We start from the raw sequence: 13,684 nt of genomic DNA, 5'->3' as shown, positions 1-13,684 counted from the left end.
TTGTTATTCTGTTTCCGCAGGGGTTTCGCGCTCTTCGGCATTGACCGTTGCACCCGGTGCCACGATCTGCAGGCCTTCGACGATCACGCGGTCGCCGGTTTCCAGACCCGAAGCGACAACCCAGTCAGAGCCCCGATCTTGCAGGATTTCGAGATTGCGCAGCTCGACCACGTTTTCGCTGTTGACCACAAGCGCCGTCGGACGACCGCGGCGATCCCGACTGACCGCTTCCTGTGGGGTCAGTATGACATCCCGGGCAACGGTCGTGGGCATGTTAACCTGGACGTACATGCCTGGAAGCAAAAGCTTGTCAGGATTCGCAAAGCTCATGCGCAGCAGAACGACGCCGGTCTGCTCGTCCACATGCGGCTCGGCAGCGGTGAGGCGTCCGGCGTGTTCGTACTCCGTCCCATCGGCAAGGATCAGGGTGACATCTGCTGCGCCACTGGACTCCGTCACTTCGCTCTTTTGTTGACGCCGCCAGGCCAGCAGATCGGCAGCGGACTGGGTCACGTCGACGAACACCGGGTCGATCACCCGGATAACGGTCAAGGGATCGGCCTGCCCATTGGTCACCAGCGCGCCCCGGCTTGTCATCGACAGCCCGATTTCGCCTGAGAGGCGCGCGTGGATCGTCGTCTTGTCCAGTTCGATCTGCGAACTCTGAAGCTGCGCGCGGGCGACTTCCAGTTGGGCACGAGCGGAATCGCGGGCCGTGATGGAGTCGTCAAGCGCCTGCTGGCTGCTGACGTTCCGCGCTGCCAGCGCTTCGATCCGCTGCTCGTCACGCTCGGCCGCATCAAGCTGTGCCTGTGCCGCATTGACCGACGCCTTGGCCTGCGCAACCGCAGCCTCGTAGGTGGCCGGGTCAATCTTGTAGAGAGGGTCACCCGCTTCGACGGTTTCGCCTTCTTTGAAGAGTTGTTCTGTGATGATACCCACGACCTGCGGTCTGACTTCGGATTGCTCGGACGCCTTGACGCGACCGGGCAGGGTGGTCGTCAAAGTCACGTCTTCAGTCGTAAGGGTCACCACGGTCACGGTCGGCGCGGCATTCTGGGCCAGTGCATCGCCGGCGGCCAGAAGGCTGCCAAGCGCGAAAGACGCAGCCAAGGCCCTAAAGGTCGTATTTCTGATCATAAGGAAAAAGCCTCTGAAACGGTGTACAGATCGTGCATACATTGTGCATCGATGGTGCACTGCGATTTTTGGTATTCTTTCAGCAATACAGCAAAGTCAACACTTGCATCCTGATAGATATTATTGCTCAAATTTGCACAGGGCCTCGATGCCGAAAATTGCGGCAGATGACCCTAAGAATTTCCGGCGAACATGGATGGGTTTGACCGGTTGACATAACGATCCTTTGTGGTCATAAGCGCCGAACTTGGCCGAACCGTTCGCGCCGGGTTTGTTATTCATTCGCCCATTCATAGGGCGCGCTGTCCGAGGTGATCGCTGATTTCCATCAGGGATCGAAAACACCCTAGCGGGGACCACAGGATGCGGCAACGAAAAGGAAAGACGCATGTTTGCGGTCATCAAGACCGGCGGCAAGCAGTACAAGGTTCAGGCGGGTGATATGCTCCGCGTTGAACGTCTGGCTGCAGACGCTGGCGAAAAAGTCCAGTTCAACGAAATACTGATGCTGGGCGGTGACAGCCCCGTTGTCGGTTCTCCGCTCGTCGCGGATGCCGGTGTACAGGCTGAGATCATCGATCAGATCAAGGGTGACAAGGTCATCCACTTTGTAAAGCGCCGTCGTAAGCATTCGTCCAAGCGCACCAAAGGCCACCGTCAGAAGCTGACTCTCGTCAAGATCACTGACATCCTGGCATCGGGCGCGGAAAAATCGGACGTCAAAGCTGCCATCGGCACCGGTTCCGTAAGCGTTTCGGCTCCTGCCGCTGCACCGGCTCCTAAAAAGGAAAAGGCCAAGCCCGCGAAAGCAGCTGCAAAATCCGGCGCAGACGACTTGAAAAAGCTCTCCGGTGTTGGACCGGCGCTTGAAAAAAAGCTGCTCGAAGCTGGCATCACGACCTTTGCACAGATTGCTGCATGGACGGACGCAGATGTAGCTGATATGGACGAGAAACTGTCGTTCAAAGGCCGTATCGAGCGTGAAGGCTGGATCGAACAGGCCAAAGAACTGGCTAAAGGCTAAGGAGCGAAAGCATGGCACATAAAAAAGCAGGCGGTTCCTCCCGTAACGGTCGCGACTCTGCCGGTCGCCGCCTTGGTGTGAAACTCTACGGTGGCCAGTCGGCTATCGCAGGCAACATCATCGTGCGTCAGCGCGGCACCAAGTTCTGGCCGGGCGAGGGTGTTGGTCTGGGCAAGGATCACACGATCTTTGCAACGACTGACGGCGCTGTGACCTTTCACAAGGGTCTCAAGGGACGCACCTTTATTTCGGTTCTCCCAGTGGCGGAGGCCGCTGAGTAAGCCGTACCCCGAATTGGGAAAATTCAAGGGATCGGCGAAAACGCCGGTCCCTTTTCCCGTTTTAATCCGGCGGTGTAATAGGGGGAAAGATTTGTTACGCGGCCGCGATATGTGACCCGGAGGAGGATCACAAAATGAAATTGGATCAGATAATAAATCAACCGGTTATTGAAACGGAACGGTTCGACCTGCGCCCGCTGCGCCGCTCAGATCAGGGTCTCATCGAACTCTATGCAAGCGACAAGCGTATCGCGACGATGACCACGTCGATCCCGCATCCTCTGCCGCCGGGCAGTACCGAGGCTTTCGTAGCGCGTGGCATGGCGGATAACCGGGACGAGGATATCTGGGCCATGGACGCGACCAAATCCGGCGGGGCCGAGGTGATGGGTCTGATCGCGCTGAAACGGATGGACCGCAACCAGTCAGAAGTCGGCTACTGGGTCGCGCCGATCTACTGGAATACCGGTCTGGCCTCTGAAGCCGTGCAGGCGCTGATCGAGGCGAATCCAATGCAGAATTCGACCATGTTCGCCAGCGTGTTTCAGGACAATCCGGCTTCGGCTCAGGTCCTGACCCATTGCGGGTTCAAGTATCTCGGCGATGCCGAAAGTTATTCCGTGTCCCGGGGCGCGACCGTCGCGACCTGGACCTATAGCCGAACCCTGAAAGGATAGACCGGGCAGCGGGATAGACGTCGCATGCCGGTCCTGCAAAAACGGATAAATGGTCTGCCCCCTCAGCACAGCTTGAGTACGGCAGGCCGATCCGATAAATCCGCCTCGAACGCGGAAGAAATGGACGATACGCGATGAAATTTCTTGATCTCGCAAAGGTCTATATCCGCTCTGGTGGCGGCGGGGGCGGTTGCGTCAGCTTTCGCCGCGAAAAGTACATCGAATATGGCGGCCCCGATGGCGGCGATGGCGGCAAGGGCGGTTCGGTGTGGGCCGAATCGGTCGACGGCCTCAATACGCTGATCGATTTCCGCTACCAGCAGCATTTTTTCGCCAAATCAGGTCAACCCGGCATGGGACGGCAGCGCACCGGCAAGGACGGCGACGACATCGTGCTGCGCGTTCCGGTTGGCACGGAAATTCTTGACGAAGACGAAGAAACCGTCATCGCCGACCTGACCGAGGTCGGTCAGCGTGTCGAACTGGCGCGCGGCGGTAACGGTGGCTGGGGCAATCTCCATTTCAAATCCTCGACCAACCAGGCTCCGCGCCGCGCTAATCCCGGGCAGGAAGGTGTCGAGCGTACCCTGTGGCTGCGCCTGAAACTGATCGCCGATGTCGGTTTGCTCGGTCTTCCGAATGCCGGCAAATCGACTTTCCTTGCGGCAACGTCCAACGCCAAGCCCAAGATCGCGGATTACCCCTTTACCACGCTGCACCCCAATCTCGGCGTTGTCGGCGTGGACAATGTCGAATTCGTGGTGGCGGATATCCCGGGGCTGATTGCCGGTGCGCACGAAGGCCGCGGCATTGGTGACCGCTTTCTCGGCCACGTGGAACGCTGTTCGGTGCTGTTGCATCTTGTCGATGGAACATCCGAGGATATCGCGGGCGATTACCAGACGATCATCGACGAACTCGAAGCCTATGGCGGTGACCTGGCCTACAAGCCGCGCATCACCGCGCTTAACAAGATTGACTCGCTGGACGACGAAGAGCGCATAGCCGCGCGCGACGCACTGGCAGCGGCCTGCGGTTCAACGCCGATGATGATGTCGGGTGTCAGTCGCGAAGGCGTCACCGAAGTCCTGCGCGCCCTTCGTGCGGAAATTGACGAGGACCGCTTGCGCCAGAACCCCGAACCGGAGGAAACCGAGTGGCGTCCCTGATCCCGGCGACGCGCGTAGTCGTCAAGATAGGCTCCGCCCTTTTGGTTGACCGTGCGAGTGGTGATTTGCGTTCCGACTGGTTGCATGCGCTTGCCGATGACGTGGCATGGCTGCGCGGGCAGGGTGTGGATGTCTTGATCGTCTCCTCAGGTTCCATTGCTCTGGGACGCGGCGTGCTGAAACTCGGTCTCAACACGCTGGCACTGGAACAGTCACAGGCCGCTGCCGCCGTCGGACAGATCCGGCTTGCGCGCGCCTACGAAGAGGCGCTCACACCTCATGGAATCACTGCGGCCCAGGTGCTCGTTACTCTCGAGGACAGCGCAGACAGACGCCGCTATCTCAACACACGGGCCACGCTGGGCACGCTTCTGGGTCTGAACGTCGTTCCCATCGTCAATGAAAATGACACCATAGCAACGGATGAAATCCGCTACGGCGACAATGACAGGCTGGCAGCGCAGGTTGCCGTAACGGTCGGTGCCGATAGGTTGGTTCTTCTCTCCGATGTCGACGGTTTCTATTCGGCCAATCCGCTTCAGGATCCCGATGCAAAGCGCTTTGACCGGATCGACAAGATCACCCCCGAAATCGAGGCGATGGCGGGCGACGCCGGCTCGGGCCTCTCCAAGGGCGGCATGAAGACCAAGATCATGGCAGCCAAGGTGGCAACAGCGGGTGGCTGCGATATGGCCATTACCAATGGCTTCGCGCGCAATCCGCTGCGCCTGCTGCAGGACGGGGCGCCCTCGACCTGGTTCGCAGCGCAGGATGACCCGCGCACTGCGCGCAAACGCTGGATCGCGGCGATGAAACCGCGCGGCGAAATCGTGATCGATGCTGGCGCAGGCAAAGCGCTGGACGAAGGAAAAAGCCTGCTGCCTGCTGGCGTGACCGGCGTTTCCGGCAGGTTTGGACGCGGCGACCCGGTTCTTATCCTCGATGCGTCGCGTCAGCCCCTCGGTCAGGGACTGGCACGCTATACCAATGTCGAAGCCGACCGTATCAAGGGTTGCCGTTCCGCGGATATCGAGGAATTGCTTGGTTATCCCGCCCGCGCGGCGCTGATTCACCGCGATGATATGGCGCTATGACCCTTCTTTGGGTTAAAAATATCCCCGCCGGAGGCATGAAATCCTTCCCAGACAAAACCATGAGGCCCGCACCATGAAAGATCTTGAAAACATCTCAGCCCTCATGCGGGACATCGGGCGTCGCGCCAAGGCCGCGTCACAAGAACTGGCGTTCGCCTCGGCGGAACAAAAATCCACAGCGCTTGAAATGGCGGCCGATGCGATCTGGTCCCGGCGTGCCAAGATCATCGACGCCAATGCCAAGGACATGGCTTTCGGAGAGGAACGAAGCCTCTCTGCGGCCATGATGGATCGGCTCATGTTGGACGAGCCGCGCATCAAGGCCATGGCCGACGGTCTGCGCTCCGTCGCCGCCCAAAAAGATCCGGTAGGGTCGGTTCTGAGCGAATGGGACATGCCTTCCGGGCTTCACATCCAGCGTGTGAGAACACCTCTGGGGGTGATCGGTGTCATATACGAAAGCCGTCCCAACGTGACGGCGGATGCCGGCGCGCTTTGCCTTAAGTCCGGCAATGCCGCGATCCTGCGCGGAGGGTCGGAAAGCTTTCATTCGGCGCAAGCGATCTACGGCTGTCTTGTCGAGGGGCTGAAACACGCCGGATTGCCCGTTGACGCGATCCAACTTGTCCCCACGCGGGACCGGGCGGCCGTATCCGAAATGCTCACTATGACCGATACGATCGACGTCATCGTCCCCAGGGGCGGCAAGGGACTTGTCGGGCTCGTGCAGCGCGAGGCGCGGGTGCCGGTCTTTGCCCATCTCGAAGGGATCGTTCACATATACATCGACAAGTCAGCGGATCCGGTGAAAGCCGTTGAGATCGTTTTGAATGCCAAGACGCGGCGCACCGGGATTTGCGGCGCAGCTGAATGCCTGCTGGTGCACCGTGATGTCGTCGATACCATTGGCAAGGACGTAATCTCCGCGCTGATCGCCAAGGGTGTCGAGGTTCATGCCGAAGGTGAGCTGGGAAAAGCCGCCGGGGCAATCCCTGCAAGCGACGAAGATTGGGGCAAGGAATACCTCGACATGACTATCGCGGCCCGTGCCGTCGATGACGTGGATGGGGCCATCGCTCATATCCGGAAATACGGCTCGAACCATACGGATTGCATCATCGCCGAAGACGCGGATACGGTCGCGCGCTTTTTCCAACGGCTCGACAGTGCGATCCTGATGCATAACGCATCCACGCAATTCGCGGATGGAGGAGAGTTCGGCATGGGCGCCGAGATCGGAATCGCCACCGGCAAGATGCATGCCCGTGGGCCGGTTGGCGCGGAGCAGCTGACCAGCTTCAAATACCTTGTGACCGGAAACGGAACGCTGCGCGCCTGAGGATTAATACTGGATTTCGACACGCTCCGAATCGTGAACAAATTCGACCTTGCGGCCAAGTTTTGTCGCCATCTCGGCGAGCAGGGGAAATTGAACCGTTGCAGATGATGCGTTTCCGGAAACGGGTGCCTCGCCAAGCGTATTCCACAGGACGGGGTCCAGACTGACCGTGCTACCTGTACCAATGATTTTCCATTGGTCGTCTTCCTGATCGACCCGGATAGCCCCGCCCTGCGGCAGGGCGGTTTCGCAGCAAAGCAGGGCGAGAAAGGCAAGACGAACCATCGGGCGAGGATGCGGATCGGATGGCACCCAGGACATTTCGATGCGACCAGTCTTGCTGAAATCCTTGAGGACCGACATGATCTCGGTCCGTCCCATCAACTGTTCACCCGCCGCCCCGAAGGCGATGCGAAAGAACCTAATGCGGGCATTGGCATTACGGACGCTGGTGGATATCAGCTCCATTTCCGGACCGGGCGTCGCACCGGTCAATTCGAGCAGCTCAAGCCCGTTCGCAATCGCACCGATTGGACTGATCAGGTCATGGCAGATACGTGATCCGACAAGAACCGATATATCCAGGTTGTGATCGGTCATAGAGTCACCTACTTATCAGTCACACCATGTCAGACATGAACGCCATACTCGCGCCAGGTATGCTGGTCCGCCACCCTGACCAACCCGATTGGGGCATCGGGCAGGTGCAATCAAACATCGGCGGGAAAATCACAGTCAATTTCCAGAACCATGGCAAGGTCGTCATCGATGGGTACAACATTGAACTCGTACCGATATTTGATGCGTGAAACTGGTTTAATATTCCTTAACACAACTTGGGCGGGCTGTAGAGAGCATTGTATTTGAATGCCAAAGCAGGGTATCTGCCTTCCGACTTAACCGGCGAGAGAGTCCATGCCTGACAGCGGACCTTCTTTTTCTGTCTTCCTCGCAGAGAGCGAACGCGACTTGCTGGAAGCGCAGTCTTTGCGTTACGAGGTGTTCGTGCGTGAACTGGGCGCGACGGGCGAAGGCGTGGATCACCAGGCGCGGATCGAGAAGGACCGGTTCGATCAATTTTCCGACCACCTGCTTCTGCGCGACGATACAAAGGGAATGGTGGTCGGTGTCTATCGTCTTTTGCGCGAGGACCAAGCCGAACGGGCAGGGTGCTTTTACACAGAGAGCGAATTCGATTTGAGCAAGCTCAAGGTAGGCGGTCGACGGCTGCTGGAACTGGGCCGGTCCTGCCTTCATCGCGACTACAGAGGTGGGATCGCGATGTTTCACCTCTGGAACGCGCTGACGGACTATGTCACGTCGCACGGGATCGAGGTGCTTTTTGGAACGGCCTCATTTCACGGAACGGACGCGGAGAAGTTGGCCGAACCGTTATCGATGCTCTACCACAACCATCTCGCGCCCGAAGCGCTGCGCGTGCACGCGCTTTCCGACCACTACCAGACGATGTCTCTGCGCTGTCCGGAAGATATCGACCGGAAATCAGCGATGAAACAAGTCCCGGCGCTGATCAAAGCTTATCTGCGCCTTGGCGGCACCGTCGGCGATGGCGCCTATGTCGATCACGCTTTCAACACGACCGATGTGTGCCTGATCCTTGATACCCGCGCGATCAGCGCGCGACAGCAACGCATGTATTCAGGTCTGCGCCAGACATGACCACGTGGAAAAGTGACGCCAATCCCGACCCGGTGCATGTGTCGCCATTGGGCTGGATGCTGGTCATCCTGCGAGGCTTGCCGCTTGGTCTGCTCGTTTTCGGGGGGCTTCTGGTACTGCTGACGATCCGGCTGGTCGAGCGTCCTCTCTTTGGGCTCCATCGGCCTGTCACGCCCTACATTACGCAGTTCGTGTGCCGCAACGCGCTCCGCATCATGGGCATTGGATTTTACGTGCATGGCGACCTGATGAAAAGACAGGGGGCAGTTGTCGCCAATCATGTTTCATGGCTCGACATTTTCTCATTGAACGCGCGAAAACGAGTCTACTTCGTTTCCAAGGCTGAAGTGGCCGGATGGCCGGGAATTGGCTGGCTCGCACAGGCCACTGGCACCGTTTTCATCGAAAGAGACCGTCGCAAGGCGCGCGATCACACCCGGTTGTTCGAAGATCGTCTGTCTGCCGGTCACAAGCTATTGTTCTTTCCAGAAGGAACATCGACCGACGGGCTAAGGCTCCTGCCGTTCAAGACGACCTTGTTTGAACCCTTCTTTTCCGAACGGCTGCACGATGCGATGCAGATTCAGCCTGTTTCCGTTGTCTATCACGCGCCCCTGGGTATGCCAGACCGGTTTTACGGTTGGTGGGGCGACATGGATTTCGGCAGTCACCTACTCAAGACGCTCTCAAACCCGCGGCAAGGGCGGGTCGAACTGTTTTACCACCCCCCCTTGAAAGTGGCGCATTTCGCCAATCGCAAGGCGCTTGCTGCGGCTTGCGAAAAAGCCGTGCGCAACGGATTGGAGAGCGGACTGGCTATTGCGCCAAATGGGCTATAGCGGCCTCCAGGCGGTCGTCTCCCCAGAATAATTCATCGCCTGCAATAAAGCTTGGCGCCCCGAAGATACCAAGCGACATGGCCCTTTCGACGTTATCCTTGAGCGCCTGTTTGGATTGTGGTTCCGAGGCTTTCTCTACCAGATCATCCGGCAGCCCGCTTTCCACTAGTATCTCACGCAGTCCGTCAGGGTTCGAGATGCCTTTGCCTTCGCCGAATTCAGACCTGTATATCGCCCGGCAGAATTCAGGGCCCTTGTCGCTCTCAAGAGCAAGGATAGCTGTACGCGCCGCGAGTACGCTATTTTGCGGAAAGGGATCCGGGCGAGCAAAGGGCAGGCCGCGCGCGGCACAAAGCCGCTCCATGTCGCGCCACATATACTGTCCTTTGACCGGGTAAAGATTGAAAGGTGAACTGTCCCAGCCCTGTGCTTTGAATATCGGTCCGAGCCAGAAGGGATGCCAGGATACCGCCACGCCGGCCTTGTCTGCCATTTCTTCGATCCGCATCGCAGAGAGGTAGGAGTAGGTCGAAGCGAATTCGAACCAGAACTGAAGCACCGGACGTGTCATGACTAATATGCCTTTGCAGATCAAAATCCCGCAAACCTTGCATCGGGCACAGCTTCTGTCAAACAGGACTTGCACCCATCACCCGCATGGCCTATACGCGCGCCATTCAAAACCCGCAGGCGGGGTTTGGGCCGATGGGGGAGACATCCCCAAAGGTCCGCCGGTTGGAGCACACGCTCTCAATACCCCCGCCGAGGCGAAACCGGAAAGGTAAACAAGCATGGCTCTTCCTGAGTTCACCATGCGTCAGCTGCTCGAAGCTGGCGTTCACTTTGGTCACCAGACACAGCGCTGGAACCCCCGCATGGCGCCGTACATCTACGGTGACCGCAACGGCATCCACATCATGGACCTCACGCAGACTGTTCCGATGCTGGACCAGGCGCTGCAAGTCATCCGTGAAACCGTTGCGAAAAACGGCCGGATCCTTTTTGTCGGCACTAAGCGTCAGGCGCAAAAGCCGATCGCAGATGCTGCCGAGAAATCCGCACAGTATTATATGAACCACCGCTGGCTGGGTGGCACGCTCACCAACTGGAAAACCGTTTCCCAGTCGATCAACCGCCTGAAGCAGATCGACGAGCAGATGGAAACAGGTTTCGAAGGCCTGACCAAGAAAGAACGTCTTGGCATGGAACGCGACCAAGCCAAGCTGACCGCTTCGCTGGGTGGTATCCGCGAAATGGGCGGCACGCCCGACCTGCTTTTCGTGATTGACGTCAAGAAAGAGCAACTTGCGATCGCAGAAGCCAACAAACTGGGCATCCCGGTTGTTGCTGTTGTCGACACTAACTGCTCGCCCGACGGCATCGATTACGTGATCCCCGGCAACGATGACGCGGCTCGCGCAATCGCTCTCTACTGCGATCTGGTTTCCCGCGCAGCTCTCGACGGCATGAGCGCACAGCTCGGCGCAGCCGGTGTTGACATCGGTTCGTTTGAAGAAGCACCTGAGGAAGAAACCCTTGCCGATGGCGGCGTCGAAATCGGCAACGTCTCCTCCGAGACCGTGCATAACGACGCGATGAGCAAGGACGCTCCGCTGGACATCGAATCCAAGCAGGAGACTGTCGAGAAAGCCAACGGCTGATCGCATCTGTCACGACACTGACATACGGGGCAGGCTAGACCTGCCCCGATCCCGGCATGATTTGAGGAGAGCCCGAAATGGCAATCACAGCAGCAATGGTTAAAGAACTGCGCGAAAGCACCGGCGCAGGCATGATGGACGCGAAAAAAGCGCTGACCGAAAATGACGGTGACATGGAAGCCGCCGTAGACTGGCTGCGCACAAAGGGCCTCGCGAAAGCGGCCAAGAAATCCGGTCGTACCGCAGCCGAAGGGCTCGTCGGTGTGGTTGTCGAAGGTGGCAAAGGCGTTGCCGTTGAAGTCAACTCCGAGACCGATTTCGTTGCCAAGAACAGCGAATTCCAGGAAATGGTGAGCGGTATCGCTCAGGCGGCAATGGGTGTTTCGGACGTCGAAGCGCTCAAGAAGGCCGATCTGAACGGAAAGCCGGTCGAAACAGTTCTGACCGACGCCATCGCCAAGATTGGTGAAAACATGAGCCTGCGTCGCATGGCCAGCATCGAAGGCGGCAGCGTCGTTTCCTACGTGCACAACGCGGCAGCGCCCGGTATGGGCAAAATCGGCGTTCTGGTCGCGATGGACGGCGGTGACGAAGCATTCGGCAAGCAGGTCGCAATGCATATCGCAGCCGTGAACCCGGCCTCGCTCAGCGAAGCGGATCTTGATCCGGCCGTTGTCGAAAAAGAGAAGAACGTCCAGATGGATATTGCCCGTGAAAGCGGCAAGCCCGAGCAGGTCATCGAAAAAATGATTGTCGGCCGCATGAAAAAATTCATGGCGGAAGTCACGCTGCTCAACCAGCAGTTCGTGGTCAACCCCGACCTGACCGTTGGTGCGGCTGCTGAAGAAGCTGGCGCGACCATTACCGGTTTCATTCGCCTCGAAGTTGGCGAAGGCATCGAGAAAAAAGAAGAAGACTTTGCAGCAGAAGTTGCAAAAACGGCAGCCGGCGGCTGAACCTGCTTTCTTTGCAAGACAGATGAGGCGGGGGGGACCCCGCCTTTTTCTTTGCCTGCGTGCAAGGCGGGCAGGGACTGTAAGCAGTTTTTCGGGAAATAACCGAAACCGGGGGAAAACTCCCCGGTTTCGGCCCTTCCAGACGGTCCATTTGGGGATGGGCGGGACCGTTCAAGAGAGCTCCGGCCCTGGCGTGGAAGAATACACGTTCGGACCGGACAGGTCAGAGAGCCTTGTAATTGCAAGGTTCATTTCCCGATGTTCCCAGGCTAAAGCCACCACTCACGGAACATGGATAGATTGCGTCTTATTCGAACTTAACGAAAGTCATGTATTCCTTACCTTAGGTAAGGACATGACGTTTTCTTGACGCTATCCGCCATTAACTGTTTGGAAAGGGGCGTTTTTCCGGAATAACCTTGCTGTCGGAAGTTTATCAGGCTTCCAGAACGAACATCTGGTTGTGCAATGCCGCCTTCAACACGGCCTGCGCTGTTGTTTCAACAGAAAGCGACTCGCGTGCGAGCCGGAGATGTTTTTCGACCGTCGCCGAGGTAAGCCCCATCAAGAGCGCGATGTCCTGCGTCGTCTTGCCATCACCGACCCATTCCAATGCTTCACGCTGCCGCTTTGTCAGTCCGCGATTGGGCGGCGAATAGGGCAGGGTAAGGATTTTTAGATGAGCAAAGTTGTTCATTAAGTGGATATCACGTCCGTGCTCTTCCCACACCGCATCTACATCCTCCTGGGTCATGCCGACCTTGGCCGCCAAGGATATTGCGCCTTTTGAACGCGCAGAAACCGACTTGAAACTGATCGTATAGCCGGCGGTGACCTGCATCTTTAGATTGAACTCGATAACCTTGAGCTCTTCAGGTGTCAGTTCGCCGACATTGAACTTTTCGCCAAGATGGCGCCAGCTTCCTGCGCCTTCGTTCTTCAGCGCCCAATGCAGCATCGGGGCATGAAAATAGAGCCCCTGAGTCATGAAACCTTCGACGTATTCCGGCGAATGGTTTGTCAGAACGACAAAATCTTCAGGATCGCCAAGAGAGTTTTCCGTACGAAATCGGGTGAAGCCGTAAAGCAGCCGGTCAAACCCATAAGAGGCCATCTGCGTTGTATGCGCCGACCACAGATCCTCGAGCGTTTGAACGTTAGACAGGTGGTACAGATACTGTCGTAGTTTCATTGCGGAAAAGCCCTACAAACATTGGCGTATCTTACGGATAGGCCGCCAATATAACTGATAAGGTGTCCGCAGCAAGACCTTGGATACGTCAATGAGGCCGTGCCCCGACAAGCGGGGCACAGAAATTTCCTAAAGCACGGTAAACCGACGGTCAGTTCGCCTCGAATACTGCCAGCCCCAACCATTCAGCGACAAGAGCAGGCGTCTCCTGACCATCGATTTCGATGGTCAGCATGGTTGTTCGGAGCAGGTCTGTTTCCGAGCGTTTCTTGACTTCGTGCATGACAAATCGTCCGCGAACACGCGCACCCGCCTTTACAGGGGACAGAAAGCGAAGCTTGTTAAACCCGTAGTTGATTCCCATCACCTGACCATCATACCGACCGAGGCATTCATACCCGAACTTGCTGGCCAGCGAGAGGGTCAAAAATCCATGAGCGATCGTCCCACCAAATGGCGTTTCCTTCGCGGCCCTTTCAGGGTCAATGTGGATCCATTGATGATCATATGTGGTTTCGGCAAACGCATCGATTGTCGCCTGATCAATCGTCACCCATTCGGAAACCCCGATTTCCGATCCAACCTGTGAATTTGCTTCGGCGAATGCCGCATCGATAGCTTTCATTTTCAAT

General features: G+C 57.6%; 16 protein-coding genes. 11 read left to right on the top strand and 5 right to left on the bottom strand.

What is annotated here, in order from left to right; translation table 11 throughout:
• Positions 1 to 3: 3 nt before the first annotated feature.
• Positions 4 to 1,140: an efflux RND transporter periplasmic adaptor subunit gene (locus MF268_RS13295; RefSeq protein WP_238371350.1), complete on the bottom strand. Its 1,137-nt coding sequence runs from the start codon at positions 1,138 to 1,140 to the stop codon at positions 4 to 6.
• 388 nt (positions 1,141 to 1,528) lie between these two features.
• Here MF268_RS13295 and MF268_RS13290 point away from each other — a divergent pair, with 388 nt between their 5' ends.
• From MF268_RS13290 to MF268_RS13265, 6 genes are all read left to right on the top strand, one after another.
• The gene (locus MF268_RS13290) at positions 1,529 to 2,164 is read left to right on the top strand and encodes a 50S ribosomal protein L21 (RefSeq protein ID WP_238371349.1); all 636 of its coding nucleotides are present in this window, start codon (positions 1,529 to 1,531) and stop codon (positions 2,162 to 2,164) included.
• Positions 2,165 to 2,175: 11 nt separating this feature from the next.
• Positions 2,176 to 2,445 carry a 50S ribosomal protein L27 gene (rpmA, locus tag MF268_RS13285; RefSeq protein ID WP_138864018.1) on the top strand — a complete coding sequence of 90 codons (270 nt, stop codon included), beginning with the start codon at positions 2,176 to 2,178 and terminating at the stop codon, positions 2,443 to 2,445.
• A gap of 134 nt (positions 2,446 to 2,579) precedes the next feature.
• On the top strand, positions 2,580 to 3,122 hold the full coding sequence (locus MF268_RS13280; protein ID WP_238371348.1) for a GNAT family N-acetyltransferase: 543 nt from the start codon (positions 2,580 to 2,582) through the stop codon (positions 3,120 to 3,122).
• A gap of 134 nt (positions 3,123 to 3,256) precedes the next feature.
• Complete coding sequence (obgE, locus tag MF268_RS13275) at positions 3,257 to 4,291, top strand: GTPase ObgE (protein ID WP_238371347.1); 1,035 nt, start codon at positions 3,257 to 3,259, stop codon at positions 4,289 to 4,291.
• Positions 4,279 to 5,385, top strand: coding sequence for a glutamate 5-kinase (proB, locus tag MF268_RS13270; RefSeq protein ID WP_238371346.1), 1,107 nt, complete (start codon positions 4,279 to 4,281; stop codon positions 5,383 to 5,385). Before obgE ends, proB begins: the two co-directional genes overlap by 13 nt.
• 73 nt (positions 5,386 to 5,458) lie before the next feature.
• On the top strand, positions 5,459 to 6,724 hold the full coding sequence (locus tag MF268_RS13265) for a glutamate-5-semialdehyde dehydrogenase (protein WP_238371345.1): 1,266 nt from the start codon (positions 5,459 to 5,461) through the stop codon (positions 6,722 to 6,724).
• A 3-nt stretch (positions 6,725 to 6,727) separates the two neighbouring features.
• Here the strand turns inward: MF268_RS13265 and MF268_RS13260 are convergent, their stop codons facing one another.
• Complete coding sequence (locus MF268_RS13260; RefSeq protein WP_238371344.1) at positions 6,728 to 7,324, bottom strand: histidine phosphotransferase family protein; 597 nt, start codon at positions 7,322 to 7,324, stop codon at positions 6,728 to 6,730.
• Between the two features lie 26 nt (positions 7,325 to 7,350).
• Here MF268_RS13260 and MF268_RS13255 point away from each other — a divergent pair, with 26 nt between their 5' ends.
• The 3 genes from MF268_RS13255 to olsA all read left to right on the top strand — a co-directional run bounded on the left by MF268_RS13255 (position 7,351) and on the right by olsA (position 9,243).
• Positions 7,351 to 7,533, top strand: coding sequence for a DUF3553 domain-containing protein (locus MF268_RS13255; RefSeq protein ID WP_088634493.1), 183 nt, complete (start codon positions 7,351 to 7,353; stop codon positions 7,531 to 7,533).
• 106 nt (positions 7,534 to 7,639) lie between these two features.
• On the top strand, positions 7,640 to 8,404 hold the full coding sequence (gene olsB, locus MF268_RS13250) for an L-ornithine N(alpha)-acyltransferase (RefSeq protein ID WP_238371343.1): 765 nt from the start codon (positions 7,640 to 7,642) through the stop codon (positions 8,402 to 8,404).
• Positions 8,401 to 9,243, top strand: a complete 843-nt coding sequence (olsA, locus tag MF268_RS13245) for a lyso-ornithine lipid O-acyltransferase (protein WP_238371342.1) — start codon at positions 8,401 to 8,403, stop codon at positions 9,241 to 9,243. Before olsB ends, olsA begins: the two co-directional genes overlap by 4 nt.
• Here the strand turns inward: olsA and MF268_RS13240 are convergent.
• Positions 9,221 to 9,814: a 2-hydroxychromene-2-carboxylate isomerase gene (locus MF268_RS13240; protein ID WP_238371341.1), complete on the bottom strand. Its 594-nt coding sequence runs from the start codon at positions 9,812 to 9,814 to the stop codon at positions 9,221 to 9,223. The genes olsA and MF268_RS13240 overlap by 23 nt on opposite strands.
• A 220-nt stretch (positions 9,815 to 10,034) precedes the next feature.
• Between MF268_RS13240 and rpsB the strand changes: the two genes are divergently transcribed.
• Together rpsB and tsf are read left to right on the top strand one after the other, a co-directional pair.
• Positions 10,035 to 10,904 carry a 30S ribosomal protein S2 gene (gene rpsB, locus MF268_RS13235; protein WP_238371340.1) on the top strand — a complete coding sequence of 290 codons (870 nt, stop codon included), beginning with the start codon at positions 10,035 to 10,037 and terminating at the stop codon, positions 10,902 to 10,904.
• Positions 10,905 to 10,981: 77 nt separating this feature from the next.
• A complete protein-coding gene (gene tsf, locus MF268_RS13230; protein WP_238371339.1) occupies positions 10,982 to 11,860 on the top strand; it encodes a translation elongation factor Ts in 879 nt (292 codons plus the stop codon).
• 436 nt (positions 11,861 to 12,296) lie between these two features.
• Here the strand turns inward: tsf and MF268_RS13225 are convergent, their stop codons facing one another.
• Both MF268_RS13225 and MF268_RS13220 read right to left on the bottom strand, forming a co-directional pair.
• Positions 12,297 to 13,052, bottom strand: a complete 756-nt coding sequence (locus MF268_RS13225; RefSeq protein WP_238371338.1) for a LuxR family transcriptional regulator — start codon at positions 13,050 to 13,052, stop codon at positions 12,297 to 12,299.
• 151 nt (positions 13,053 to 13,203) lie between these two features.
• A complete protein-coding gene (locus tag MF268_RS13220) occupies positions 13,204 to 13,677 on the bottom strand; it encodes a MaoC family dehydratase (RefSeq protein ID WP_238371337.1) in 474 nt (157 codons plus the stop codon).
• Positions 13,678 to 13,684: the final 7 nt, after the last annotated feature.

The organism is Heliomarina baculiformis, from assembly GCF_019966545.1.
Taxonomy (GTDB): domain Bacteria; phylum Pseudomonadota; class Alphaproteobacteria; order Rhodobacterales; family Rhodobacteraceae; genus Heliomarina; species Heliomarina baculiformis.
The sequence above is the reverse complement of the archived record's forward strand: the minus strand, read 5'-3'. Positions and strand labels throughout refer to the sequence as shown.